Below are 23,469 nucleotides of genomic sequence, written 5' to 3' on the forward strand. Positions count from 1 at the left end.
ATTATATTGCCTTAAGTAATTAAGGTGTCGTTATGAAGAAATCTCTCTTTTTTTTATTTTTTCTTTTTTTGTTGGCTGATTTTTATGCAAAAGGAGAAGAAGAGTACGATTATGAAAAAGCTTTGAAAGAAATGGAATACAAGGAGCGATTCGGAGTTTTTTATAATTTCAATTTTAATTATCAAAGTACTAATTTTCAAAATCTACCGAACGTCCCAAGCTGTTGTCCAAATTATCAAAATGGTTCGGGGAATGGATTTCAGATAGGTGGGTTGTTTGAAAAATACTTTCGTGATAATTTCTATTATGGTGCAAGGATTGGTTTTCATAATTTTTACTCAAGTTTTAGTTCCCTTGAAGATGAAACTTTTATTATTGATGGGAATGTTTATCCCGGTAAAATAGAACATTTGATTGATGTTGAATTCTCTAGATTTTTTATTGTTCCAAGTGTGATTTATTCGCCGAAAGAAAAACTTTTTATCACTCTTGGTGCGGATCTTTCATTTATAGTAAAAGCCGATTATAAACAAATTGAAAAAATCAAAGATCCACCCGATAAGGTTACATTCAATGATGGTTTACGTTATAGAAACAAAAATGATGGTAATCTAAAAGAAAGTAATAATTTTAATTTCGGGCTTAATTTGGGAACTGGCTATGAATTTATTCTAAATTCTAAGGGTTCTTTGAGATTTATGCCAGAAATTTATTATAGTATATGGTTTTTGCCTTTAATCAAAGAAAAAGAATGGTTATCTCAGAATTTGAATTTAGGTGTTGCTTTAAAATATATCCAGCCACCACCGCCACCACCACCGCCGTTACCACCGAAAGCTCCGCCACTATTAAATCCAAGTTTGCCGGAACCACCACCAAAACTCGCAGCTAATGTTTATGTTGTAGAAATAGATACAAACAATAATGAAAAAAAGAACTTTGCAGTAAAAATTGAAGATTTCACATCATTAAGTTTGCGTCCTTTACTCAATTATATCTTTTTTGACCATAACTCAAGTGATATTCCAGATAGATATCTAAAACTAAAGCGAAACGAGATCAATAATTTTTCACTTAATCAATTGATTAATGCTGATGCTCTTCAGACTTATTATAATGTCTTGAACATTATTGGCTTAAGATTGCAGAATAATCCTGATATTAACATCGAACTTGTAGGAACCAACTCAAACAAAGCAGAAGAAAAAGACAATAGAAAACTCTCTCTTGAAAGAGCTGAGAAAGTGCGTGATTATTTTGTTAATGTATGGAATATTGATCCCAAAAGAATTACTGTAACTTCAAGGAATTTACCTAAAGAAGCCACTTTATCCGACGAAGAAGGTGCTGATGATGAAAACCGACGTGTAGAAATAAATAGTTCTTCACCTGTTTTATCAGAACCGGTAATCACTGGTGATACTTTAAGGGTGGTTTCTAATTCTAAATTGCGTTTCTATTTGAAACCACTTTCTCCAATTGGTATTAAAGAATGGACTTTAACAATTAAACATAGAAATGAGATTATTAAACAACTATCAGGTGAAGGTCCAGTCCCAGATTATGTAGATTGGCAAATAAATAGCGAAGACAAATATTTTCAAAGAGTATACACTAATTTAACTTATACGCTATCAATGAAAGATTTAATAAATCAAACTTACGAGACAAAACCTCAGATTATTCCGATTGACCAAATTACTATTGATCGAAAACGCTTGGAAAAGCGTGCCGACCGCGAATTTGAATACTACCGCTTAATATTATTCGATTATGCTTCTTCTAATTTGAGAGATGAACACAAAAAAGTATTAGATCTTGTGAAGTCAAGAATTAAACCTAATTCTAACGTTAAAATAAAAGGTTATACTGACCGGATTGGAAAAGAAAATGTGAATATGAGAATAGCAACTTTGCGAGCCAATTCTGTTGCAAGATATTTAAATCTAAAAAATGCATCGGTTATAGGAATAGGGGAAAACGAACTGATTTATGATAATAATTTACCGGAAGGAAGGTTCTACTGCAGAACTGTTACTATTGATATTGAAACACCAGTAATTGAATAATGGAGATATAATGAAATTTGATCTTTTAATACAAAACATTATCGAGTTATTAAAAAGTAGCTCTAAGCCTCTTAAAATATTAGAAATTTCTAAAGCATTGCAAATTAAAAGCGATAGCTCAGATTATGAATTACTTAAAGATGCTATTAACTTGCTTATAGAACAAGAAGTTATTGAAAAAGGAAAGAAAAGAACTTATCAATTAAAACAAGATGAATTCTCTGAATTTACTGGAAAACTTCAAATAATTGATGGTCAAGGTGTTATTGAAACAGGATTTCCAAGTATACCTAAGATATTAATAAAGCGTTCCCAATTAAATACCGCATTTCAAGGTGATACTGTTGTTGTCAGATTGCTAGCAAGCAAGAAAAAGAATAAACATCGTGGAGAAGTTATTCAAATTTTGCAAAGGAATGAATCTTTTATTGTTGGAAAAATAGAATTCGATGGATACTTTTATTTTCTTGTTCCTGATGACCCAGCATACTATGTTGATTTCTTAATTCCACAAAAAAAATTAAACGGTGCCCGTGATGGTGATAAAGTAGCCGCTCAATTTGTTACTTGGGACGACCCAACTAAAAGTCCTAAAGCTGAAGTAATTAAAATCTTAGGTGTGGCAGGCGATCCAACAGTAGAATACGACGCTGTAATTGATGAATTTAATTTGCCTCTCGAATTTCCACACGAGGTAATAAGCGAAGCAAAAAAACTAAAATCTCCTTCTAATAGAAAACCTGCTCAAAGACTTGATTTTAGAAATGAAACAATTATTACAATCGATCCGGAAGATGCAAAAGATTTTGACGATGCACTTTCATTGAAATCATTACCTAATGGCAACTATCAGTTGGGTGTTCATATTGCAGATGTAAGCTACTATGTTAAAGAAAGTAGTTCCATTGACATAGAAGCGCGAAAACGAGCAACAAGTATTTATCTTGTAGATCGTGTTATTCCAATGCTTCCCGAAGAACTTTCAAATGAAATTTGCTCTTTAAAGCCCAACGAACCTCGTTTTACTTTTTCTGTTATTGCTGAACTTACTCCCGAAGCTGAAGTTGTAAATTATCATATTTCTGAAACTTTGATCAGAAGTTCCCGTAGATTTACCTACGATGAAGTGCAACAAATAATAGATACAGGAAAAGGGGATTATGTTGAATTAATTCTTGAACTTCATAAACTTGCTCAAACTTTAAAAGAAAAACGATACCAAAATGGTGGAATTCTTTTCGATACTGTTGAATACAAGTTTGTTTTGGACGAGAAGAAGTTTCCAAAGCAGGTAAAACTTAAACAAACGACACCTGCAACATCTCTTGTTGAAGAGTTTATGCTTCTTGCAAACCAAATTGTAGCCCTTCACGTTGACAAGATTAAAAAAGAATTTAATATGCGAAAGCCATTGCCATATTTATACAGAATTCACGATGAACCTGATCCCAAAATGCTGAAAACAGTTCTAAAATTTATCTCTTCTTTCGGGTATAAACTTAATAAAAAGAAAATAACATCAAAAGATATTAATGAGTTGCTTATTAAAGTTCAAGATACACCTGAAAAAAATATAGTTAATCAGGTCCTGATTCGTTCGATGCCCAAAGCAATATATAGTGCTCAAAACTTCGGACATTTTGGGCTGGGTTTTACACATTACACTCATTTTACTTCTCCGATTAGAAGATATCCGGATCTTTTTGTCCATCGCCTTCTGAAAGAATATGCTATTGGCAAGCCTGAGAGCAATAGATTAGACTATTTACATCGTTTATCTCGTGATGTAGCTAAAGTTTCATCGGATCAGGAACGCCTTGCTATGGAAGCTGAGAGAGCCTCTAATAAAATAGCTTTTGCTTTGATTGCTTCTCAATACGTTGGTCAAGAGTTTGATGGAATAATTACTGGTGTTACTTCTTTCGGATTATTTGTCCAATTAAAAGATTTATATGCAGAAGGATTGCTCCATATTAAAGATATGCACGGAGATTACTTTGTTTTTGATGAACCCAATTACAGATTAATTGGTAAAAAAACAAAGAAGATTTATAAACTCGGAGGAAATGTTCGAGTTCGAATAATCAAAGTTAATCTGGAAAAGAGAATGATTGACCTTGCTTATGTTTCAGATTAATTAAAAGAAGAATTACGCAATATACTGCTTTTTCTATTTGAAGAGACTACTTTATAAAGTAGCCATAATACAAATGAGAAAATAGCTATTCCAATAAATAATTTCACAACAGAAAAAGTTGGTGGATAAACATCAATGCTGCCATCTTCATTTTCTACATAATATGGTTTGCTATAATAAAAGGCAGGATGGAAAGGCATCATCCATAGCCACGAAGTATGCCCCATAAGATAACCAGTCATTAACCCATTTGCATAACCGTCATAATTATGAATATTATAAGTTCTTTGATTCCCATTTGCATCAACTCTTTTTGTTTGTTCGACTTTTTTAGGTATGCCATATTTGGCTTTTGCTTGCTCTTTAGAAATTCTCGTTCCGCCAAAACTTGAAGTGCGCTGTTGTCTTGGGAAGGTAGAAGATTGAGGTTTTACTGTTTGAGTTGTACGCGGTTTGAAAGAACGACTACCTCCAAAGCTTCTACCTCCACCGCCTCTTCTTGCTTCAGCAAAATCTGGCAAAAGAAATATTTTAAGAACAAATAGAATAATAATTATTCCTAAAAATCTTATAATATTAACATATGTTTTCATTAGAATACTTTCTCCTTATCAAATGAACCATCTTCGTTTCTAAAAATTATTTCTGAATATAATTCAGGAGTATCTGGTATGTAATATTTTGAGGATAAAAATTTTCTTATACCATCTTTGTTGTCTGCTCCTTTGATGTGCACATATAAGCTTACTACACCTTCCTGATATTCGTCATCAATAAATACAGATGTGTTTTCTAAATTGCCATCGCTTTCAATAGTTAAAGTAACTAAATTTTCAAATTCTAAATCAGTAAGAGTAGGTTCTGTTGTTTTTAAGTTTATTAAATAATCTTCAAAAATATTAAATACGTATGTTTTTTTATCAGTTCCTTGATATTGAATAATTGCTTCAAAATTTCCTTCTTCATTTATATTAATATAAATTTCTTTAAGTCCGGTTAATTGTTCGCCATTGTAGAAAACAACTGTTTTTTCCAGCCTACCATTACTTGAAATACTAAAAGTTGGCATAAAAACTCAAACAAGTAATTAAAATTATATTTATTAATTTTCGTTTATAATTTACATTTATTGTATTAATTACCCAATAGGTATTTTATGGCAAAGCTTTATAAGCAATTTAAAACAAATTATTCAGCATTGGAAATGAAAAACTATATTTCCACTAAATTATTACCAAATCCAACTCTTGCATCTTTTCTTGAAAGCACCTATTGGGAGGGAGATACTCTATTTATTAATAGTAAATTAGGGAAAGGGAAAATTATTTTAGAGAATAATTTAATCACAATAGACTTTGTCTTTTCTTTTCTCGGTTCTGTTGCTCAAAAAACAATTGAAGCTACTTTGGATAAAGAATTTAAGCAACTTGGGAAATAATATTCAATAATTTGTTTTATAATGAAAAATAAGTTTTGGCTTGCTCTTGCTTGCTTTATTGTAAGCTATATAATCTATACCTTATCTCAGCAAATTTTTCAATTTTACTTGAATATTTATATAAGTATTATTATTTCTCAATTAGCATTTTTTTTGTTTCCAGTTGTCTTTTCATCACATTTGCTTTCTTTTAATTTCAAAAGCGCTTTCCGAATAAATACATTGAAAAATTTTCATTCATACACATATATTTTTGTTCTTTTTTTATCATTATTTATTTTAACTCACTCAATAATTAATATTCAACTATCATTGATGCCTGAAACGGTTAAATATGTAATGATAGAATTTTCAAAAAAGACAGACTATATACTAAAAGAATTATCCCAAAACAATATTGCTATAGCTATACTTTCATTGGGAGTTGTCCCTGCATTTTCTGAAGAATTGATATTTCGAGGTTTTTTGCAGAAAATATTTGAAAATAAGTTTGGTGCTCATTTGGGAATAGTATATTCTTCGATTATTTTTTCGCTTCTTCATTTTAATCTGTTGAATTTATTCCCGCTTTTTCTGATGTCGTTAGTGATTGGCAAAATAGCATTTTATACAAATTCGATATATCCCGGAATGATAATTCATTTTTTGATAAATACAACGACTATTATTTCTAAATCTATATCTGGCAAATTCTTAGATGCAAATCAATATTATCAATTGTCTGTCGAAATTATTCTTCTATTTATTTTTTCTTTATTGTTTACTGTAATTGTAATTAAATACTTTAAACGATATTATGATTATACAAATATTAAATTTTGAAAAATATTTGGTATTTTATCTGATATTAAATAAATTAGTGTCTTGTGTTTAATTACAATTGTATTAACATTATTATTTTTGTATTACTTACTAAAGGAAACAACAGTGATTGCAGAACTCACACAAGAACAAAAACGAACAATTTGGGAACGTCAAAAAGGAATGTGTGCTGTTACAGGCAAAAAATTCGAAAATTTTGACGAAGCAGCTGATGCTGAATTCTTAATCATCAATCCGGAATTACCTATCGAACTCTCAAATGTAGTAATGATGTTCAAATCGGCTGACCTTTCTGCCGTAAAAAGAAGCACACCTGATGGAAAAATTTACCTTCGTCGTTATTTGATGCCTTATGCAAACTTGGAAAATTTCTCTAAAGAGGAATTTGCTTCTGAAATTAATATCGACATAGAACTTGTAACAGAAGAAGCAAAAAATAGCACGAATTGGAAAGAAGTTAGAAATAAAATTAGAGACTTGATTTCTATTCTCAATAGTTATCAACCATCACTTGAAAATAAAAATAGCCTTTTAGATAAATTGAATTCTTCATTAGAAATATTGATTGCTCGTCAGAAGGATGAAACTGAAAAAATTCAAGCTGAACAAACCAAAAACTATGAACAAATAAAAGCAATTGTTGATGAAGCAATTAAATTTGCCTCTGAAGCACAAAATTTCAATGAAGCAAGAGAAAAACTTATCAATGCCAAGAGTGAATTTAGGAAATTGTCTCTGAAAAGAGAACACGCTGAAGAAATTCTCACGGCATTGAACAATGCAATAGAGAACATTAATAACAAAATTCGTGAAGAACGCGAAAACTACGAAATGGAATGTTCCGAAAACTATCACATTCTCAAAGCAAAAGTTGAAGCTACTGTCGAAAAAGCAAGCAAAGCAACTCATTTCAAGTCAGCTCGTCAAAGTTTAATCGATCTTCAAGCTGAAATAAAAGATAAGAAACTTAAACGAAACCAAAGAGAAGAATTATACCAAATCATTCGTGAATGTTTTGAAGGTATTAACCAGCGTCAGCAACAGGAACGTCAAATGTCTGATGCAGATTATGAAGAAAATTATCAAAAAATCAAAAAAATTGTTGATGAAGCAATTTCTTTTGCAGAAAATGTAACTACAAGCTTCAAAGAAGCAAAAGATACATTAATTGCAGCACAAGCCGCAATTAAAGCTGCCATTCTACGAAAAGTGCAAAAAGATGAGCTTTTCGGTAATATCCGCAGAGTTTTTGAAACTATCAATGAAAAACAAAACGCTGATAGAGAAAATTACGACAAAGAAGCCAATGAAAATTATTCGAAATTGTCTGCCAAAATCGAAGAAGCTTTCGTTTATCTAAATAATACGAGTGATTTTAGATTGCTCCGCGAAAATATCATTGGTATTCAAAGTGAAGTTCGAATAATGAAATTAAAACGCGAACAAAGAGCTGAACTACTTGAAAAAATTCAAAAAGCATTTGCCATTATTGATAAATTGAAAAATGAATATTTCGAAAAACGTAAACAAGAACGTATTATTAAACTCAATGAAACTTTGAGTAATCTTGAACTTAAAATACAACGCCTCGAAGAATCAATTAATGCTGACAAACAAGCAATTCAAAATATTAATTCTGATGATCTTAGCGAAGCAGAAAAAGAAGAAAAAATTAAATCAATTCAGGAGCGTATTTCTGAAAAAGAACAGAAAATTACAGAAACAAGAACAAGAATAGAAGAACTTCAAAAAGAAAAAGAAAAAATTCAACAACAATAAACGATATTTTATTTAATAAACGTCATTACTTACTATAAGTAATGACGTTTATTATTTTGGAGGTATCGAGTTGGTATATATTACAAAGCAGGTTAAATTTTCTGCAGGACATCGGCTGTATAATCCGGAGTTTTCTGACGAGGAAAACGACAGAATCTATGATAAATGTAATAATCCTCGAGGTCATGGTCATAACTATACGCTCGAAGTTACTCTGTGCGGTAACCCTGATCCTAAAATTGGATATTTATATGATTTAAAAAAACTTAAAGAAATAATTCATCGTGAAATCATTGATAAGGTAGATCATAAAAATTTAAATGAAGATGTAGATTTTTTAAAGGGAGTAATTCCAACCGTAGAAAATTTAGCATTTAAATTTTGGGAACTACTTGATGGGAAATTTGGTAATGCAAAACTTTTTCGAATTAAATTATTTGAAACGGACACAAGTTTTGTCGAATATTACGGAGAAAAATAATGAGTAAGAGTATAATTCCTAAACAAGATAATCATATTATTAAACCTGAAGTTGAAATTCAAAAATCAATTCAGGAAAATGAGGATTTGGAAATTTACAATAAATATAATGAATTCGGTTACGAACTTTTTGATGCCAATGGCAATAATCCAATTTCTGATGATGAACGTAAGATGATGATTGTGCAGCTTGAACAAAAGTTTAAAGAAGTGCTTGATATTTTAAGAATTTCCAGAAGCGACCCAAATGCAACAGATACACCTCGTCGTATTGCCAAAATGTTAGTTAATGAACTACTTGTTGGGCGTTTTTCCAAACCACCTGCACTTACAGTATTTCCTAACCGGAAAAAAGTAAACAACCTTGTAATAAGCCAAGGAATTGAAATAATGTCAATTTGTTCGCATCACTGGTTGCCTATTTCTGGAACTTGTACTGTTGCATATATCCCTGGCGATTATGTAATTGGTCTTTCAAAAATTTCAAGGATTGTAAATTGGTTTGCTCGGCGTCCACAAATTCAGGAAGAATTAGGTGAACAAATTGCAGATTATTTTGAAGAGTTGCTTAAACCACAGGCTCTTGGAGTTGTAATCAAAGCTCGGCATTACTGTATGATTGCTCGTGGTGTTCGTGGCTCAGAAGAACAGTCTATTATGACAACCTCAGTAATGAGAGGACTTTTAATGGAAGAACAAAGCTTAAGAAATGAATTTGTTAATCTGATACAGTTATGATTATTGATAATATTGAAGAATATTATCAATCAAAATATCAATTTGTCGCCGGTGTTGACGAAGTCGGGAGGGGTTCGATTGCTGGACCAGTCGTTGCCGCTGCCGTAATTCTTCCTAAAAACGCATTTTTGAAAGATTCCGGAATTGACGATTCTAAAAAGCTCACATCTAAGAAAAGAGAGTATTTATTCAATCTAATTACAGAAATTGCACTTGCCTATTCAGTTGCCTTTATAGACAATCAAACAATTGACAAAATAAATATACTTAAATCTACTATGTGTGCTATGAACAAAGCGATAGAAGGTTTGAAAATTAAACCTGAATTTTTATTGATTGACGGCAATTACTTTAGTGGTTCGAATATTGAACATTCTACTATTATCAAAGGTGATGAAAAATGTATTTCTATTTCTGCTGCTTCAATTATTGCAAAAGTAACTCGCGATAAATATATGTCCGAAGTTTGTCACCCCAAATATCCAGAATATGAATTCAATAAAAATAAAGGATATGGTGTGAGAAAACATATTGAAGCTATAAAAAAGCACGGCATTTCACCTTATCACCGTATTTCATTTCTGAAAAAATTTGATTTAAATTTCAAAATAGATAATTATTCATTATTTTAATTAATTATTTTGATGTTATACTTTTTGAGACAAACCTTATGAAAAAGTTATTTTTGTTATTATCGTTGCTATTGTTTTTTTCTTGCGATGATAATAGTTCAAACTCATCACCAAATAATTATATTCCAAATGAGCACGAGTTAGAGGTAACAGTTGATTCAGTTATTAATGCAAATAAGTTTATAGCGACAATAAACAACAAAAAATATGCAATTGTTGTTGTTGATTTGAATTGTTACGAGTTAGAAAGGAATGAAATACTAACAAATCAAGCAAATATTGCAGGGATTTCTGTAGATTCAGCTCTTTCGATTGCTCGTAACGCAGTAGAATTTGCAAAGGAATTATTGTTAAAAAAGAAAATAATTATTAGACGCGATTCACTGCTATCAAATAGTCTTCCAACAGGTGAATTGCTCAGGCATGTTATTATTAATGGATTAAGATATGATTCCATAATCATAGCAAAGAAATTGAATGCTCCCCGACGACCTTCACCGGATGACAAAGAATTCTATGCAATTGTAAATTGGGTGTATGATGGTGATACATTTGATTATAAATATGAAGGAGTTCTTCATAAGGTTCGTGTCTTAAATATTGATTGTTATGAAACACAAATTAATGATAGATTGAAAGAACAGGCAAGACGAAATAAAATTTCAGTTGATTCGGCTCTTGCCCTTGGCTTGGCAGCAAAAGAATTTGCTATAAAAAATTTAAAAGGAAAAGAAGTTTTATTGATTCGCTCAACCCAAGCTCCTAACTATGATGTTTATAATAGATTCCTTCGATTTGTAAAAATAAATGGTATGAGCTACGATTCTCTTATTATTGCTAATGGGTTTAATGCAAACTAATAAAAAAAGGGGCTGAAAATTACTTCAAGCCCCTTCATCATTCAGAAGATATTATAATTATTTGATAATATTCATCACTTTTGTTACTGAACGTCCATCAACTGTTAAAGTAACATAGTATGAACCCATTGGGTATTTCGAAGCATCCAAACTTACGTTGAAGTTACCTGCATTATAGTAGCCGTTTGCTAATACTTCAAGTGTCTGTCCTAATGCATTGCTTAATTTGATTGTAGCATTGCCTGCTTTTTCAATTGTAAAGTTAACATTTGTAAGAGCAGAAGCAGGGTTTGGATACACTAACAAATTATTGTTGTTTTCTTTAACATCAACGACTGAGTTCGGATTAACAGCGTCAACAACAGCAACTTCAAGAGCAGCAGGCATACCAATTTCATCTATAAGCTCAATCAAGAATGATGGGTAGTCATAGTATTCTGGATAAACAGGTTGTTGTGTTGTAGAACTAACTCTTTTAACAATTTGTTCATCAGTTCTCAAATGTAATATTGGAATTGCATTAATACTTTTAACAAGTTTTGGAACAATTGTATTTCTGTTGTAGCGTGAATCGTTTGTAACATTGGACACTCTCCACTGTGATGAAGCAATCTGGCGATAAGCTACAAACACATCGTTAGTTGGCAATGTATCCCAAGTAATCATTGAATAATTGTATGGGTCATTATCAGTTGCCTGGCGGAAAGCAATTTGTGTAGTTGGGAAAGTGATAAGTTCATTTCTATGGTCGAGGAACTTGCAAAATACATATCCATCCAATGTTTTTCCGGCGCTAATTTCATATTTTCTATCATAGATGAAAGGTATTTCTTCTTCACCTGTTTCAGATGTTTTTTGAGTATTTATTGCCCACATACGACCGTATGCATAAGGTGGATTGAGAAGTTGATGAATTTTATTGACTGACCAAACACCATTATCAAATTTAATTTCAACTATATGACTGATAGCATCTCCATCCTTTATTATATATAAGCGAGTGAAATAACTAAATTTATTTTTCCCATATACAACAAAACCATTTGCTTCGTAAGGATAAATAAATGCACTATCACTATTTGCTCCTTGAGAAGTGATATAGTCATTTAATACACTAATAGGCATTTTTTCAAAATCTGACCAGGTTTCTCCGTTATTTGTAGAGATTGAAAATCCTACTCTTCTTTTTTCTGGCATATCAATAAACATATTTGCAACACAAGCATAAAGAGTACCTTCATCATCAGCATCAATGTAAATAGTGTTATTGTAATGTGAGCCAGATGATGGATTAGAAGCTTGTCTGAATTTATCAATTCCCCATTGTTGAGGTATCGAAGAAGTAATATCATACTCAGTCATATTTACAGTTGCGCGCCCGTAGTTACCACCTGGATAACCGTCTTCAGGCAATAATTGTCCTGCTAATACACTGTAGTTTGTACCACTTTTTGTATATGTTGCAGCAGTAGTTTTAAACCATTTTTGACGGGAAGCAGGATTGTTGTCCACTGGTCCTTTCAGTGCAATTGCGTCTGTAAAATCTGGAGTAACAAATACAAAGTGACCACCATAAAATGGAGCAGATGTTTGCCCATCTTCAGCTTTTGCAACACGGCTATAGATAAAGTAATGTAAATCTCTTGGGTTGGATACTCCACTTGGATTAAAAACAGATACTGTTGGCATTACATCGAAATGACTTGGTTGTTGGTATATTACTTGTGGAGTACTCCATGTATTCCCATTATCTTGTGAACTAATTAGATACAACACACCGCTTTGAAGATGAAAAGGTTGATTTTCTTCAGTTGCAATAATGTCTCTACCAATTAATACATAAGAATTGGATATTGGTTCATAAGCTATTGGTTCGGTTTCTTCCTGGAACATCCAGCTCCCATACAAAGTATTTCCTTGAGAATTCTTGAATGCTTTGTAAATCGAACCCTGCTTATTTACTGGAGTTGCTTTAATAATACCTGGTACATCCTGTTTAAATAAATAAGGTACTTTTTTGTAAGAATCCATTAAAGCATTTGCATCAACCTGCTTTAGCTCAAATGGCTTTGAAAATGCAATGGCTGGTAATAATGCTAATACCAGTAAAGTTTTGAATAAATGTTTCATTACAAATCTCCAAAAATGTGAAAAAATAGACAAACAACAGTTTTTTAACAAAAATTTAACAAAAATACAAATATTTTACTCTTCTACAAAAAACATAATTTATGACAATACAAATTTCAAATTAGTTACACTCAACGATATTTTTTATTTTTGCCTTTTGTTTTTTTACTATAGAGGTGAAATGTTGGACATTAGAAAATTATTAGCTGAAGAATTTAACCTTCAACAATGGCAAATTGACAATACATTAAATCTACATAATGAAGGGGCTACACTTCATTTTATTGCCAGATATCGAAAAGAAAGAACAGGTAATCTTGATGAAGTTATCCTTAGAGAAATTTTCGATAGGTTTGAATATCTTATTGAACTTGAAGAGCGTAAAAAAACAGTTCTTCATACAATTTCTGAACAAGGAAAACTTACTGATGAACTTAAAAATAAAATCGATAATTGCCTTTCTAAAACAGAACTTGAAGATTTGTATCTTCCGTTTAAACCTAAAAAACGCACTCGAGCAACTATTGCAAAGGAAAAAGGACTTGAACCATTAGCCCAAATTATTAAACAGTTTAATACGGTTAATTCAGATGATTTAGATTTGCTTAAATTAGCTGAACAATATATCAATTCAGAAAAAGGTGTTTCTACTGCAAAAGAAGCATTATCTGGGGCTTCCGACATTATTGCAGAAGAAATTTCCGAAATTGCAGAATACCGCTCCTGGATAAGAAATTTTATCATTGAAAACGGATATTTTATATCACAAATAAAAGATGAATTTGAACCGGGTTCAACAAAATTTGAAACATATCGCGACTTTAAAGTAAAGATTAAAGATATTCAACCGCACACAATGCTTGCTCTTCGACGTGGAGAAGCAGAAGGAATAATATTATTAGATGTAGAATTCGATGAAGCAAGTGTTTTAAACTATCTGAACAATAAAATTATTTTAAATAAAAATGAAAATATATATAAATTCTTTGAAAATACTATAAAAGATAGTTTCGCACGGTTAATCAAAAATTCAATAATAGGAGAGGTTCGGCTTGCTAAAAAAGTCTATGCGGATGAAGAATCAATAAAAGTTTTTGAAAAGAACCTTCGTCAAATTTTACTGGCTGCTCCTGCAGGACTAAAAAGAACAATTGGGATCGATCCGGGTTTTCGCACCGGATGCAAATTGGCAGTTTTAGATGAAACAGGTAAGTTCCTTGAATATAAAGCGATATTTCCTTTCAATTCCGAATACGAAAAAAATACTGCGAAAAAAGTATTAATTTCATTCATTCAAGATTATCATATAGAACTCATTGCTATCGGTAATGGAACTGCAAGCCGGGAAACTGAGACATTTGTTCGGGAGACAATTTCTAATCTTTCAGAAAAGCCGATAATAATCATCATTAATGAATCCGGTGCATCAGTCTATTCTGCAAGTAAAGTAGCCCAGGAAGAATTTCCTGAATTAGACTTAACTGTTCGTGGAGCAATAAGCATTGGACGCCGCTTGCAAGATCCGCTTGCAGAACTTGTGAAAATTGATCCTAAATCTATCGGTGTAGGGCAGTACCAGCACGATGTCGATCAAAAATTGCTCAAAAAGAAACTTGAAGAAACTGTTTCGAGCTGTGTAAACTATGTAGGTGTGGATTTAAACACTGCTTCAAAGGAACTCTTGAACTATGTGTCAGGAATAACTCCACGTGTTGCCGAAAAAATTATTGAATGGCGAAATAATAATGGTAAATTCACTTCTCGTAAAGAACTTCTAAATGTGCCATTTTTAGGAGAAAAAACCTTCGAACAAGCTGCTGGATTCTTACGTATCCGTAACGCTGAAAATATTTTGGATAATACCGCAGTTCATCCTGAAAGTTATTATGTCGTTGAAAAGCTTTCAAAAGATTTAAACCTATCACTCGAGGAAATTGTAAAAAATCCAAAAATACTTAAAAGTGTTGATTTACAAAAATATTGCACTGATGTTATTGGTTTGCCAACGCTTCTTGATATTATTTCTGAACTGGAAAAACCTGGACGCGACCCTCGCGATGAATTTCGCTGGGCTAATTTTCAAGAAGGAATCAATGATATCTCAGATTTAAAAGTTGGGATGATACTCGAAGGTGTTGTAACGAATATTACTAATTTTGGTGCGTTTGTCGATATAGGTGTTCACCAAGATGGATTAGTACATATTTCAGAAATTTCACATAATTTTGTAAATGACCCAACAAAAGTTATCAAAGTTGGGCAAATAGTTAAAGTGAAAGTATTAGAAGTTAATGAAAAACTACGGCGAATTAGTCTTTCTATTAAACAAGCAATGGAAAATAAAGTGAATAGAATTAAGAAAAACAAAAGTTCATTTACAATAGATGACTTACGTTCAAAGTTCTCTAATTAAGTGACGGGAATTAATAAAATTATTGAATATTAAGAGAAAACATAATTTTTACTTTATAATATCGTTTTACAATTCATAATTGTATCATTGTAAACTTGAAACTTTTATTTAATTATTGAGTAAATAATTATTATATTCATATAAAATAGTCGAGATATCTATGAATAAGTTTATTTTCCTATTGATTATTGCTTTTTTACTATATTCTTGTTCTGATAATGATACTACTTCACAAACAAATTCAGAAATCCAACCAAGAAGTCTTTCTTCTTTTTGGATATTCGATAATTATAGTATTGATTCAAATAACATTGAGAAAAAATCCAATAACTATGATTCTGTGGTAGTTACTGGTCAAAAAACTTTACTTGATAGAGTAGGAACAATATTTTTTTCCACAACAAAAAATTACAATGGACAAGAATTGGCTACATCTGAATATTATATGTATGAAGAAAATCAAAAAATATATATGCATTCGAGTAGGTTCAACCAGTTTTTACAAGGCGGTGGCCAATTAGGCTTGCCATTTACTTTTAAAGAGCAATGGGTAAAAGTTGCTGATATGAATGATGATGATTGGAAAGCTTACGAAGATGAGATACCTGAAACAGTGTTTATGGGATTAGGTACAATTTCTGGGAAATTGCTTATCACAGGAGAAAAAAAAGGTAAAAAAGATTTCTATTTGAACAACAAGAAATTTCAATCAAACGAGTTTTATCTCAACGTTGCTTTCAACGGGAATTTGAAATTACAACAAGCTCCCATTCCTGTCAATTTAAATTTTGAACAAAAAATTTATATTCAGTTTGTAAATGGAATTGGACTTGTTCAGCAAACAAATCTTCCAACCAAAGTACAACTTTTTGGTTTTACTTTCCCTGGTTCGAAATCTGTATTAACAAAATATTTAATAAAATAGGAGTAAATAATGAAAAAGTATGTTTTGCTATTTTTGTTGCCTTTTTTCTTTGTTGCTTGTTCAGACGATGACAACAACAACAATCCAATTGATAATTCTACAGAAAAGAATTATTTTCCTCTTAAATCAGGGAATTACTGGTTTTATGAGAAATATGATTTAGATATGCAAAACCAAATCAAGCCTGATACCAAAAGAAATGATTCCGTTGTAACAGCTTCAAGTATTACATATCTTGAAAAAGTGGCATATCCTTTTGTTCAATATTCCTGGATGATAAATGATTTGCCTATAGAAACAGCTCGTTACCATTTTTACTACGAAAAACCTAAATTATATACAGAGACAAAATATGTATTACCAACAAACTCTGTTTTCGGATTGCCAATAGACAAAATTGAAAACAAATGGATTGTTCTTGCTGATTTTCAGGCAACAAACTGGGATGTATTTTCTCACCAGTTTGCGAATGAAACTGTTCAGCTTCCGAACCTCCCAATTTCCCTAAAATTTAATGCTAACTATACGGTCAAAGCAACTCGAAATGCTTCCACTACAAAAATTTCAATAGGAAATAATTCTTTCGATGCTGTCGAAGTTGTATTGAATCATTCGATCAAGGGTAATCTGAGCTACACTATTCTAAGCTTTCCGATTGAAGTTCTTTTAGTTCAAAGATTTTATTTCGTTGAAAATATTGGGTTGGTTAAAACAATTCTTGAATCTAAAACAATTGAAATTAATTTGGGAACTATGGGAACTCAACAATTTGATATTGAAGGCTATCAGAAAAATTTAGTTCGTTATAATGTTAGTAAATAATCCTTATAATTTTTGTAAAGTAGGGAAGAGGTAATGAAAAAAATTGTATATGTTATTATTGCTATTCTATTTTTAGCAAGTTGTAGCGATGATAATTCCACTCAACCGACAGAGAACAGGATTATTTATTTTGCTCCAACATCAGGTTCGGTTGGGAATGTAGTTGAAATTGTCATTGAAGGCTTTACTAATAAAAAATCTGAACTTGAAGTGAAATTTAATGGAAAAGTAGCTGTTATTGATACAATTACCAAAGCAGCTTCAAACAATCAATTTGTTATCAGAACTTTTGTTCCTTCTGGAGCAACAACAGGTAAAATTTCAATTACATACAAAGGTAAAACTTATTACAGCGAAACAGATTTTGTTGTAAATGTACTTAGTGGAGATCTTTTGCCTTTGGGCAACGGATGGTATTGGGTTTATAAAAAATATCAACTTGATACTAACTCAAATCCTATTATGAACTATTATACTTTAGATAGCTTGGTTTGTGTTGGTAAAGAATTTATTTTGCAGCAAGAAGCATACAAATTTTTGAGCTTTTCTTCTTTTGATAATTCTAATCAATATAATCAAAACAAAAATCAATACTTTTATAAAGTAAATAATACTTACTTCGCTCATTCGAGTTGGTTTGATGATTTAGTGAATTTTGGATCTTCGGGATTGGTTTTGCCATTCGAAATAACTGATCAATGGGTGAAAATTATTAACCCGAACCAAAATGACTGGCGTATATATTCTCATACATTTGTCAATGAACAATTTTCATTCGGTACAATTAATGGTGAACTTACAATTGATGGGATAAACAAAGGAAGTGTATCAACTACTATTAGCTCTACAACATTTCAAAATGCTGTTAAGGTCGATTATAAATTTAAATTTGTTGGTAATGCACAAACACAATTTGGTAATTTACCTCTTAATCTTGAAAGAGTACTATCGATTTATTACGTTCCCGGAATTGGCAAAATAAAAGCGAAGATGTTACCAATGAGATTTGTTGTTGAAGGACTCATTGATCAGATCATCCCTGGTTATGAGCAGCAACTTAGTAAAAACTTTATTAATTAAATTTCAATAGGAACTCCAAATGCCTTACGATACAATAATATTCGAGATTAATAAGGAAATTGCCATAATTAGGCTTAACCGTCCTGAAAAATTAAATGCTCTTAATAAAAAAATGTTAGATGAACTTGATGATTGCATCAAAAATATTGAGACAAACAATGCTATATACGGACTAATAATTACTGGTTCTGGCAATAAAGCTTTTGCAGCTGGTGCAGATATTTCTGAATTACACGAATGTAATAAACAAACTGGAAAGCTGTTTTCTGAATATGGTAGTTATGTCTTTAAACGAATTGAACAATTAACAATTCCTGTTGTTGCGGCAATAAACGGATATGCACTCGGAGGTGGGTGTGAACTTGCTCTTGCTTGTCATATACGTTTTGCTTCTGATAATGCCAAGCTTGGACAGCCAGAAGTTAGTTTAGGTGTTATGCCGGGTTATGGTGCATCTCAACGTCTCCCTCGAATTGTAGGCAAGTCAAAAGCTATTGAACTCATTATCTCTGGCGCGATGATTGATGCAAACGAAGCTTACAGAATAGGTTTAGTCAATAAGATTTTCTCGCAAGAAGAATTACTCTCGAAAACATTGGAATTTTTAAATACTTGCTTTAGAAACAGCAAATTGGCTATCAAGTCATCGATAGATTGTATTAATAAATCCTTTGAAATGTCTCTACTCGAAGGTCTTCATTACGAAAGTCAGCAGTTTGGTGAAATTTGCAACACTAAAGATTTTAAAGAAGGAACACTTGCTTATTTAGAGAAAAGATTACCTGATTTTCAAAATGAGTAATGATAGCTGATATTAATAGTTGATTATATAAAATAATTGATACATTTTCAGAATAAAAAGGCTGCTCTATTGGATGAGCAGCCTTTTTTCTGACAATATTTCAGTTTTTAGTATTCAGAATAGAATTTGGAACGATAGTCTTCAATCTTAGCTTTTTGCTTAACTGTTTGGAACCAACTACCATAAGCAGATGCACGTGCATTTTGGCGGAGCTCACGAGCTTTTTCTTGATATTTAGAATTCACTTCGTTTTCATTTGGAATAGTTTTAGAGTAAACCTGAATAATATACCAACCGTTTTCACCACGAATTGGTTCTAAAATTTTACCAGTTTCTGCATTCATAACTGAATTTGTGAATATAACGTCCATACCAACACCAGGTACTTGACCGTTATTGCTTAATTTTTCTTGATGAATGACGTTATGGTTTGTAACATTAGCTAAATCACCCAACGCTTTTACTTCGTTATAAACTTTTTGTGCTTTGTCTTTCAGCATTTCAATTTGCTTTTTGCGAATTATATTTCTACGAATTTCCTTTTCGTAAACAGCTAAACTTGGTGTGCCTTCACTAACGGCGTCAATAACCTGCATTATTACAATTTCATTTTGTTTTGTTTCTTTGGGTTTCGTTATTCCACCAACATTAAGTTCAAATACCTCATTTGTTAGTGCCCAAGAACCAAATAGAGGGAATGTTTTTGAGATGAAATCGGATGTATCTACTCTTAATTTAAGTTGTTTGGCTAATTCATCAAATGATTTTCCTTCTTCAACTTGTTTTACAAATGAGTGAGCATCCATAAACAGCTTATTACGTGTTGGATTGGAGATTGTAGGTGTAATTTTTATCTCGCTATATTTCAACTCGTCAGATTTTTTGTCCATTACTTTTATTATATGATAGCCAAATTGAGTTTCAACTGGACCTACAATTTGACCGGGATTAGCTGCAAAAGCTGCATCTTCGAAAGGTTTCACCATTCGTCCTTTACCAAAATATCCTAAATCGCCGCCTTGCATAGCTGAACCTTTATCCTGGGAAAGTTCTTGTGCTAATTTAGCAAAATCTTCACCAGAGCGAGCACGTTTCAGAATTTTTTCAGCTTCAGCTTTTGCACTATCTTTATTGTTTCCAAAAGAAATTAAAATATGGCTTGCTTGAACAACTTCATTTTCTCCCTTACGACGTCCGTCTAAACGGAAGAAATAAGTCCCATCAAATAACTTTACCGGACCGATAACTTGCTTTTCTACTGCATTTGCTAAATAGGAAAGGCGACTTGGATCTATATCTTTTATTAATTTCCAATCGTAAGTTTCTCCACTGAATTCGCTTAATCTAACTTCGAATGCACTATCAATAGCAGCAATATCTTGAAGAGTATTTAAATCATCTAATATTTTTTGAATTCTTTTTTCAGCACGTACTGAGTCTTCTTTTGATGGTTGAATAGGAATTCGCACGAATTTTATTTTTCTTTGGTTTTCTCCTTTGTAGAATTTCTTATTTTTTTCGAAATAATCTTTGATTTCTTGATCAGTTACTTTAATATTATCAACATTAATATCTTTGGCACCCAAATGAATAAAACGAACATCAGCAAAGCTGTTTTCATCCTTGTAAACTGTTTTAGCATACATAGGAGAAACAAAGCTACCAGCAGTTGTAATAGTTGTGTTCAAAGCTTCATTTAGTTTTTGAGAACGCAGATAATTCTCAATCTTAATCAAGTCGTTTCTGAAATCATTAATTGCCTTTTCTCTTTCTTCGATAGGTATTTGATTCGGGTCACGCCCCATATATTTGACAATATTTTCTGGATTTGTGATTAAATCATAATAGATTTGTTTATTGAGATTCCCAGCCGTATCAGTAAATGAACGAGCCAAAAAATCAGGTGGATTTTCAATTAAAACATCTACAATTTCATTATTAGTTACTTTTATTCCAAGCTTTTCTGCCTCTTGCTTTAGAATTATTTCAGAAATCATTTGGTCCCAGACTTGTGTCATTATTTGATTTTGGTCAATTTCAGCTTCTGGGTTTTGCATTTGTGCTCTTTGCTGTTCAATTGCTTGATTTACTCTTTCCTGAAAGTCCTTGTAGAGGATTTTTTCACCATTTATGTAGGCAATTGCAGCAGTTTGAGGGTTGCTACCTTGTTGCAAAAGTGTAGAAATATCTGCATCGCTTGCTACCATAAAACCAACAAAAATGACTACAAAAGCAGCCAGTGCATAAGGTGAAATTTTCCTAATTCTTTCAAAAGTTCCCATTAATATCAATTCTCCTATTTTTTATAATAATATAATTGTTATTATTTTCAATAAAGTGCAATACAAACTACAAATTTAATTATGAATACATTAATTTCAAAATGAATAAGTTGTAAAATACTAATAAAATGCAATAATTTTAATACCTGCGAAATGATAATTTAATTAGATGAAATTTAATATTCGAAAAGATAGATTTTGTTCAATATTTTTTGTTTCAAATAAGAAGAGGCTGTCTGATAATATTATGAAACAGCCTCTTTTCTCATTATTAATAAATGGAATTATTTAAAAATTTCTTTCTTTTTGTAATGTGTATGGAGAAGGTGATGTGATGTTTCTCCAAGTGGTTTCCCGAGATAGCGTTCATAAAGGCGTTTAATGTCTGGATTTTCGTGAGATTTCCTGATTTCTTTACCTTCATCTTCAGCATATATAGCTGATAAACGTTTCTGACGAACTGAATCATCAGTAAATCGTGGCTGTCCACCACCTCCAATACATCCTCCAGGGCAAGTCATCACTTCAACAAAATGATATTCTTCTCCATTTTCAATTGCATTGAATAATTTTCTTGCATTAGATAGTCCGTGAGCAACAGCAACTTTCAGTTCTACGCCTTCCAGAAATGACCAATCGGGTTGTGTGTCTTCAATTTTTAAAGAAGCCGTTTTCACACCATCTAATCCCATTAGGGGTTCGACGTGTAGATTTTCGAGTGGCAATTCTCTTCCGGTAACAATTTCATAAACAGTTCGAATTGCAGCCTCCATCACCCCACCTGTGTTTGCAAAAATATCAGCTGCACCTGAAGATAGTCCTAATGGCGAATCCATTTTTGAATCTGGAAGCGAAGTAAAATCAATTCCTGCTTGTTTTATCATTTTTGCTAATTCACGTGTTGTCAGTACATAATCAACATCCTGAATTCCACTTGCATTCATTTCCTCTCTCTGACATTCAAATTTCTTAGCTGTGCAAGGCATTACCGATACTACAACAATTTCATCAATATCTTTGCACAATATTTCAGCATAATATGTTTTTGCCAAAGCACCGAACATTTGTTGAGGCGATTTGCAAGTTGATAAATTTTCAGTATATTCTGGATAGAAATATTCAACGAAATTTATCCAGCCGGGTGAGCAACTTGTAAATTGAGGAAGGGAAACCTTCTTCCCATTAACGATTTTATCCTTCAATCTCATCAGCAATTCGGTTCCTTCTTCAATTATTGTTAGGTCAGCAGTAAAATTTGTATCGAAAACTTTATCGAAACCTAATTGCTTCAATGCGGTTACCATTTTGCCAGTTACCAATGTCCCTGGTTCATAACCGAAACATTCACCCAGAGCGGCTCTGATAGCTGGAGCTGTTTGCACTATAACCATTTTTGTTGGGTCGTCGAGTGCTTTCCAGACATCGTCTATATGACTTTTTTCGGAAATGGCTCCAACAGGGCAAACTGCAGCACATTGTCCACACTGGACACAAGCTACTGTATTTAAATCTGACATAAATGCAGGACTAATCATTGAAGAAAAGCCCCGTCCTTGTGGGAATAATGCTCCAACAGCTTGCACCTCGTTGCATACAGTTACGCAACGACGGCACTTTATACATTTTCCGTTGTCTCGAACTAATGCTGGTGTAGATTTGTCAATGTGTGCTTTAGCAACTTCTCCTTTTAAGCGAATGTCTTCAATGCCCATTTGAAAAGCTAAATTCTGTAATTCACAATCGTTGTTTCTGTCGCAAGTTTTACACTCTCCATTATGTTCAGAGAGCAAAAGTTCAACTACTGTTTTTCTTGCAAGCCGAGCTCTTTTGGTATTTGTAAATACTTTCATTCCGTTTGTTACAGGAGTGGAGCAGGAAGCCGCGAGTGCTCGCCCGCCTTCAATTTCAACAAGACAAACACGGCAGGCACCAAGTGGCTTTTTACCTTCGAAGTGGCAAAGTGTTGGTATATTGATGCCAACTTTCTTGGCTGCCTCTAAAACTGTTGTTCCTTCCGGAACTTCTACATTGATATTATTTATACTTAATGTAATCATTTT

At 32.2% G+C, this 23,469-nt stretch carries 19 protein-coding genes; 14 read left to right on the plus strand and 5 right to left on the minus strand.

From position 1 onward, the window contains the following. Window positions 1-32 precede the first annotated feature (32 nt). Together ACY2LT_RS02620 and rnr are read left to right on the plus strand one after the other, a co-directional pair. A complete protein-coding gene (locus ACY2LT_RS02620; RefSeq protein ID WP_491816183.1) occupies window positions 33-2,069 on the plus strand; it encodes an OmpA family protein in 2,037 nt (678 codons plus the stop codon). A gap of 10 nt (window positions 2,070-2,079) precedes the next feature. Beyond that, the gene (rnr, locus tag ACY2LT_RS02625) at window positions 2,080-4,206 is read left to right on the plus strand and encodes a ribonuclease R (protein ID WP_491816185.1); all 2,127 of its coding nucleotides are present in this window, start codon (window positions 2,080-2,082) and stop codon (window positions 4,204-4,206) included. Here the strand turns inward: rnr and ACY2LT_RS02630 are convergent. Next, the gene (locus tag ACY2LT_RS02630) at window positions 4,203-4,799 is read right to left on the minus strand and encodes a hypothetical protein (protein ID WP_491816187.1); all 597 of its coding nucleotides are present in this window, start codon (window positions 4,797-4,799) and stop codon (window positions 4,203-4,205) included. The two genes, rnr and ACY2LT_RS02630, sit on opposite strands and share 4 nt — an antisense overlap. Continuing rightward, window positions 4,799-5,275, minus strand: coding sequence for a hypothetical protein (locus ACY2LT_RS02635; protein ID WP_491816189.1), 477 nt, complete (start codon window positions 5,273-5,275; stop codon window positions 4,799-4,801). The genes ACY2LT_RS02630 and ACY2LT_RS02635 overlap by 1 nt, the downstream gene beginning before the upstream one ends. A gap of 87 nt (window positions 5,276-5,362) precedes the next feature. On the opposite strand from ACY2LT_RS02635, the gene ACY2LT_RS02640 reads away from it, so the two are divergent. From ACY2LT_RS02640 to ACY2LT_RS02670, 7 genes are all read left to right on the plus strand, one after another. Next, window positions 5,363-5,644 (plus strand): hypothetical protein, encoded by a 282-nt coding sequence (locus ACY2LT_RS02640; protein WP_491816190.1) that lies wholly within the window; start codon window positions 5,363-5,365, stop codon window positions 5,642-5,644. 339 nt (window positions 5,645-5,983) lie between these two features. Further along, entirely contained in the window at window positions 5,984-6,466 is a 483-nt protein-coding gene (locus ACY2LT_RS02645; RefSeq protein WP_491816191.1) for a CPBP family intramembrane glutamic endopeptidase, read from the plus strand. A gap of 105 nt (window positions 6,467-6,571) precedes the next feature. Beyond that, the gene (locus ACY2LT_RS02650) at window positions 6,572-8,245 is read left to right on the plus strand and encodes a hypothetical protein (protein ID WP_491816192.1); all 1,674 of its coding nucleotides are present in this window, start codon (window positions 6,572-6,574) and stop codon (window positions 8,243-8,245) included. A 70-nt stretch (window positions 8,246-8,315) separates the two neighbouring features. Then, window positions 8,316-8,726: a 6-pyruvoyl trahydropterin synthase family protein gene (locus ACY2LT_RS02655; RefSeq protein WP_491816194.1), complete on the plus strand. Its 411-nt coding sequence runs from the start codon at window positions 8,316-8,318 to the stop codon at window positions 8,724-8,726. Beyond that, a complete protein-coding gene (folE, locus tag ACY2LT_RS02660; protein ID WP_491816196.1) occupies window positions 8,726-9,463 on the plus strand; it encodes a GTP cyclohydrolase I in 738 nt (245 codons plus the stop codon). Before ACY2LT_RS02655 ends, folE begins: the two co-directional genes overlap by 1 nt. Beyond that, window positions 9,460-10,095, plus strand: a complete 636-nt coding sequence (rnhB, locus tag ACY2LT_RS02665; RefSeq protein ID WP_491816198.1) for a ribonuclease HII — start codon at window positions 9,460-9,462, stop codon at window positions 10,093-10,095. The genes folE and rnhB overlap by 4 nt, the downstream gene beginning before the upstream one ends. Window positions 10,096-10,133: 38 nt before the next feature. After that, window positions 10,134-10,955 carry a thermonuclease family protein gene (locus ACY2LT_RS02670; RefSeq protein ID WP_491816199.1) on the plus strand — a complete coding sequence of 274 codons (822 nt, stop codon included), beginning with the start codon at window positions 10,134-10,136 and terminating at the stop codon, window positions 10,953-10,955. 57 nt (window positions 10,956-11,012) lie between these two features. Here the strand turns inward: ACY2LT_RS02670 and ACY2LT_RS02675 are convergent, their stop codons facing one another. Further along, window positions 11,013-13,085, minus strand: a complete 2,073-nt coding sequence (locus ACY2LT_RS02675; protein WP_491816200.1) for a T9SS type A sorting domain-containing protein — start codon at window positions 13,083-13,085, stop codon at window positions 11,013-11,015. A 181-nt stretch (window positions 13,086-13,266) separates the two neighbouring features. On the opposite strand from ACY2LT_RS02675, the gene ACY2LT_RS02680 reads away from it, so the two are divergent. From ACY2LT_RS02680 to ACY2LT_RS02700, 5 genes are all read left to right on the plus strand, one after another. Beyond that, a complete protein-coding gene (locus ACY2LT_RS02680) occupies window positions 13,267-15,498 on the plus strand; it encodes a Tex family protein (protein ID WP_491816202.1) in 2,232 nt (743 codons plus the stop codon). Window positions 15,499-15,658: 160 nt separating this feature from the next. Continuing rightward, a complete protein-coding gene (locus ACY2LT_RS02685; protein ID WP_491816203.1) occupies window positions 15,659-16,423 on the plus strand; it encodes a hypothetical protein in 765 nt (254 codons plus the stop codon). Window positions 16,424-16,432: 9 nt separating this feature from the next. Then, window positions 16,433-17,245 carry a hypothetical protein gene (locus ACY2LT_RS02690; RefSeq protein WP_491816205.1) on the plus strand — a complete coding sequence of 271 codons (813 nt, stop codon included), beginning with the start codon at window positions 16,433-16,435 and terminating at the stop codon, window positions 17,243-17,245. Window positions 17,246-17,278: 33 nt separating this feature from the next. Next, a complete protein-coding gene (locus ACY2LT_RS02695) occupies window positions 17,279-18,325 on the plus strand; it encodes a hypothetical protein (protein ID WP_491816207.1) in 1,047 nt (348 codons plus the stop codon). A gap of 19 nt (window positions 18,326-18,344) precedes the next feature. Continuing rightward, window positions 18,345-19,127, plus strand: coding sequence for an enoyl-CoA hydratase/isomerase family protein (locus ACY2LT_RS02700; RefSeq protein WP_491816208.1), 783 nt, complete (start codon window positions 18,345-18,347; stop codon window positions 19,125-19,127). A gap of 107 nt (window positions 19,128-19,234) precedes the next feature. Here the strand turns inward: ACY2LT_RS02700 and ACY2LT_RS02705 are convergent, their stop codons facing one another. Together ACY2LT_RS02705 and ACY2LT_RS02710 are read right to left on the minus strand one after the other, a co-directional pair. Then, complete coding sequence (locus ACY2LT_RS02705; protein ID WP_491816210.1) at window positions 19,235-21,409, minus strand: peptidylprolyl isomerase; 2,175 nt, start codon at window positions 21,407-21,409, stop codon at window positions 19,235-19,237. 284 nt (window positions 21,410-21,693) lie between these two features. Further along, complete coding sequence (locus ACY2LT_RS02710) at window positions 21,694-23,466, minus strand: NADH-dependent [FeFe] hydrogenase, group A6 (protein WP_491816211.1); 1,773 nt, start codon at window positions 23,464-23,466, stop codon at window positions 21,694-21,696. Window positions 23,467-23,469: the final 3 nt, after the last annotated feature.

It is taken from the genome of Eximiradius proteiniborus, assembly GCF_058546985.1.

Excerpts from the sequence above, each read along its gene's own strand:
- ACY2LT_RS02620 (WP_491816183.1), top strand. The coding sequence starts at position 33 with ATGAAGAAATCTCTCTTTTTTTTATTTTTTCTTTTTTTGTTGGCTGAT.
- rnr (WP_491816185.1), top strand. The coding sequence starts at position 2,080 with ATGAAATTTGATCTTTTAATACAAAACATTATCGAGTTATTAAAAAGT.
- ACY2LT_RS02630 (WP_491816187.1), bottom strand. The coding sequence starts at position 4,799 with ATGAAAACATATGTTAATATTATAAGATTTTTAGGAATAATTATTATT.
- ACY2LT_RS02635 (WP_491816189.1), bottom strand. The coding sequence starts at position 5,275 with ATGCCAACTTTTAGTATTTCAAGTAATGGTAGGCTGGAAAAAACAGTT.
- ACY2LT_RS02640 (WP_491816190.1), top strand. The coding sequence starts at position 5,363 with ATGGCAAAGCTTTATAAGCAATTTAAAACAAATTATTCAGCATTGGAA.
- ACY2LT_RS02645 (WP_491816191.1), top strand. The coding sequence starts at position 5,984 with ATGATAGAATTTTCAAAAAAGACAGACTATATACTAAAAGAATTATCC.
- folE (WP_491816196.1), top strand. The coding sequence starts at position 8,726 with ATGAGTAAGAGTATAATTCCTAAACAAGATAATCATATTATTAAACCT.
- rnhB (WP_491816198.1), top strand. The coding sequence starts at position 9,460 with ATGATTATTGATAATATTGAAGAATATTATCAATCAAAATATCAATTT.
- ACY2LT_RS02670 (WP_491816199.1), top strand. The coding sequence starts at position 10,134 with ATGAAAAAGTTATTTTTGTTATTATCGTTGCTATTGTTTTTTTCTTGC.
- ACY2LT_RS02675 (WP_491816200.1), bottom strand. The coding sequence starts at position 13,085 with ATGAAACATTTATTCAAAACTTTACTGGTATTAGCATTATTACCAGCC.
- ACY2LT_RS02680 (WP_491816202.1), top strand. The coding sequence starts at position 13,267 with ATGTTGGACATTAGAAAATTATTAGCTGAAGAATTTAACCTTCAACAA.
- ACY2LT_RS02685 (WP_491816203.1), top strand. The coding sequence starts at position 15,659 with ATGAATAAGTTTATTTTCCTATTGATTATTGCTTTTTTACTATATTCT.
- ACY2LT_RS02690 (WP_491816205.1), top strand. The coding sequence starts at position 16,433 with ATGAAAAAGTATGTTTTGCTATTTTTGTTGCCTTTTTTCTTTGTTGCT.
- ACY2LT_RS02695 (WP_491816207.1), top strand. The coding sequence starts at position 17,279 with ATGAAAAAAATTGTATATGTTATTATTGCTATTCTATTTTTAGCAAGT.
- ACY2LT_RS02700 (WP_491816208.1), top strand. The coding sequence starts at position 18,345 with ATGCCTTACGATACAATAATATTCGAGATTAATAAGGAAATTGCCATA.
- ACY2LT_RS02705 (WP_491816210.1), bottom strand. The coding sequence starts at position 21,409 with ATGGGAACTTTTGAAAGAATTAGGAAAATTTCACCTTATGCACTGGCT.
- ACY2LT_RS02710 (WP_491816211.1), bottom strand. The coding sequence starts at position 23,466 with ATGATTACATTAAGTATAAATAATATCAATGTAGAAGTTCCGGAAGGA.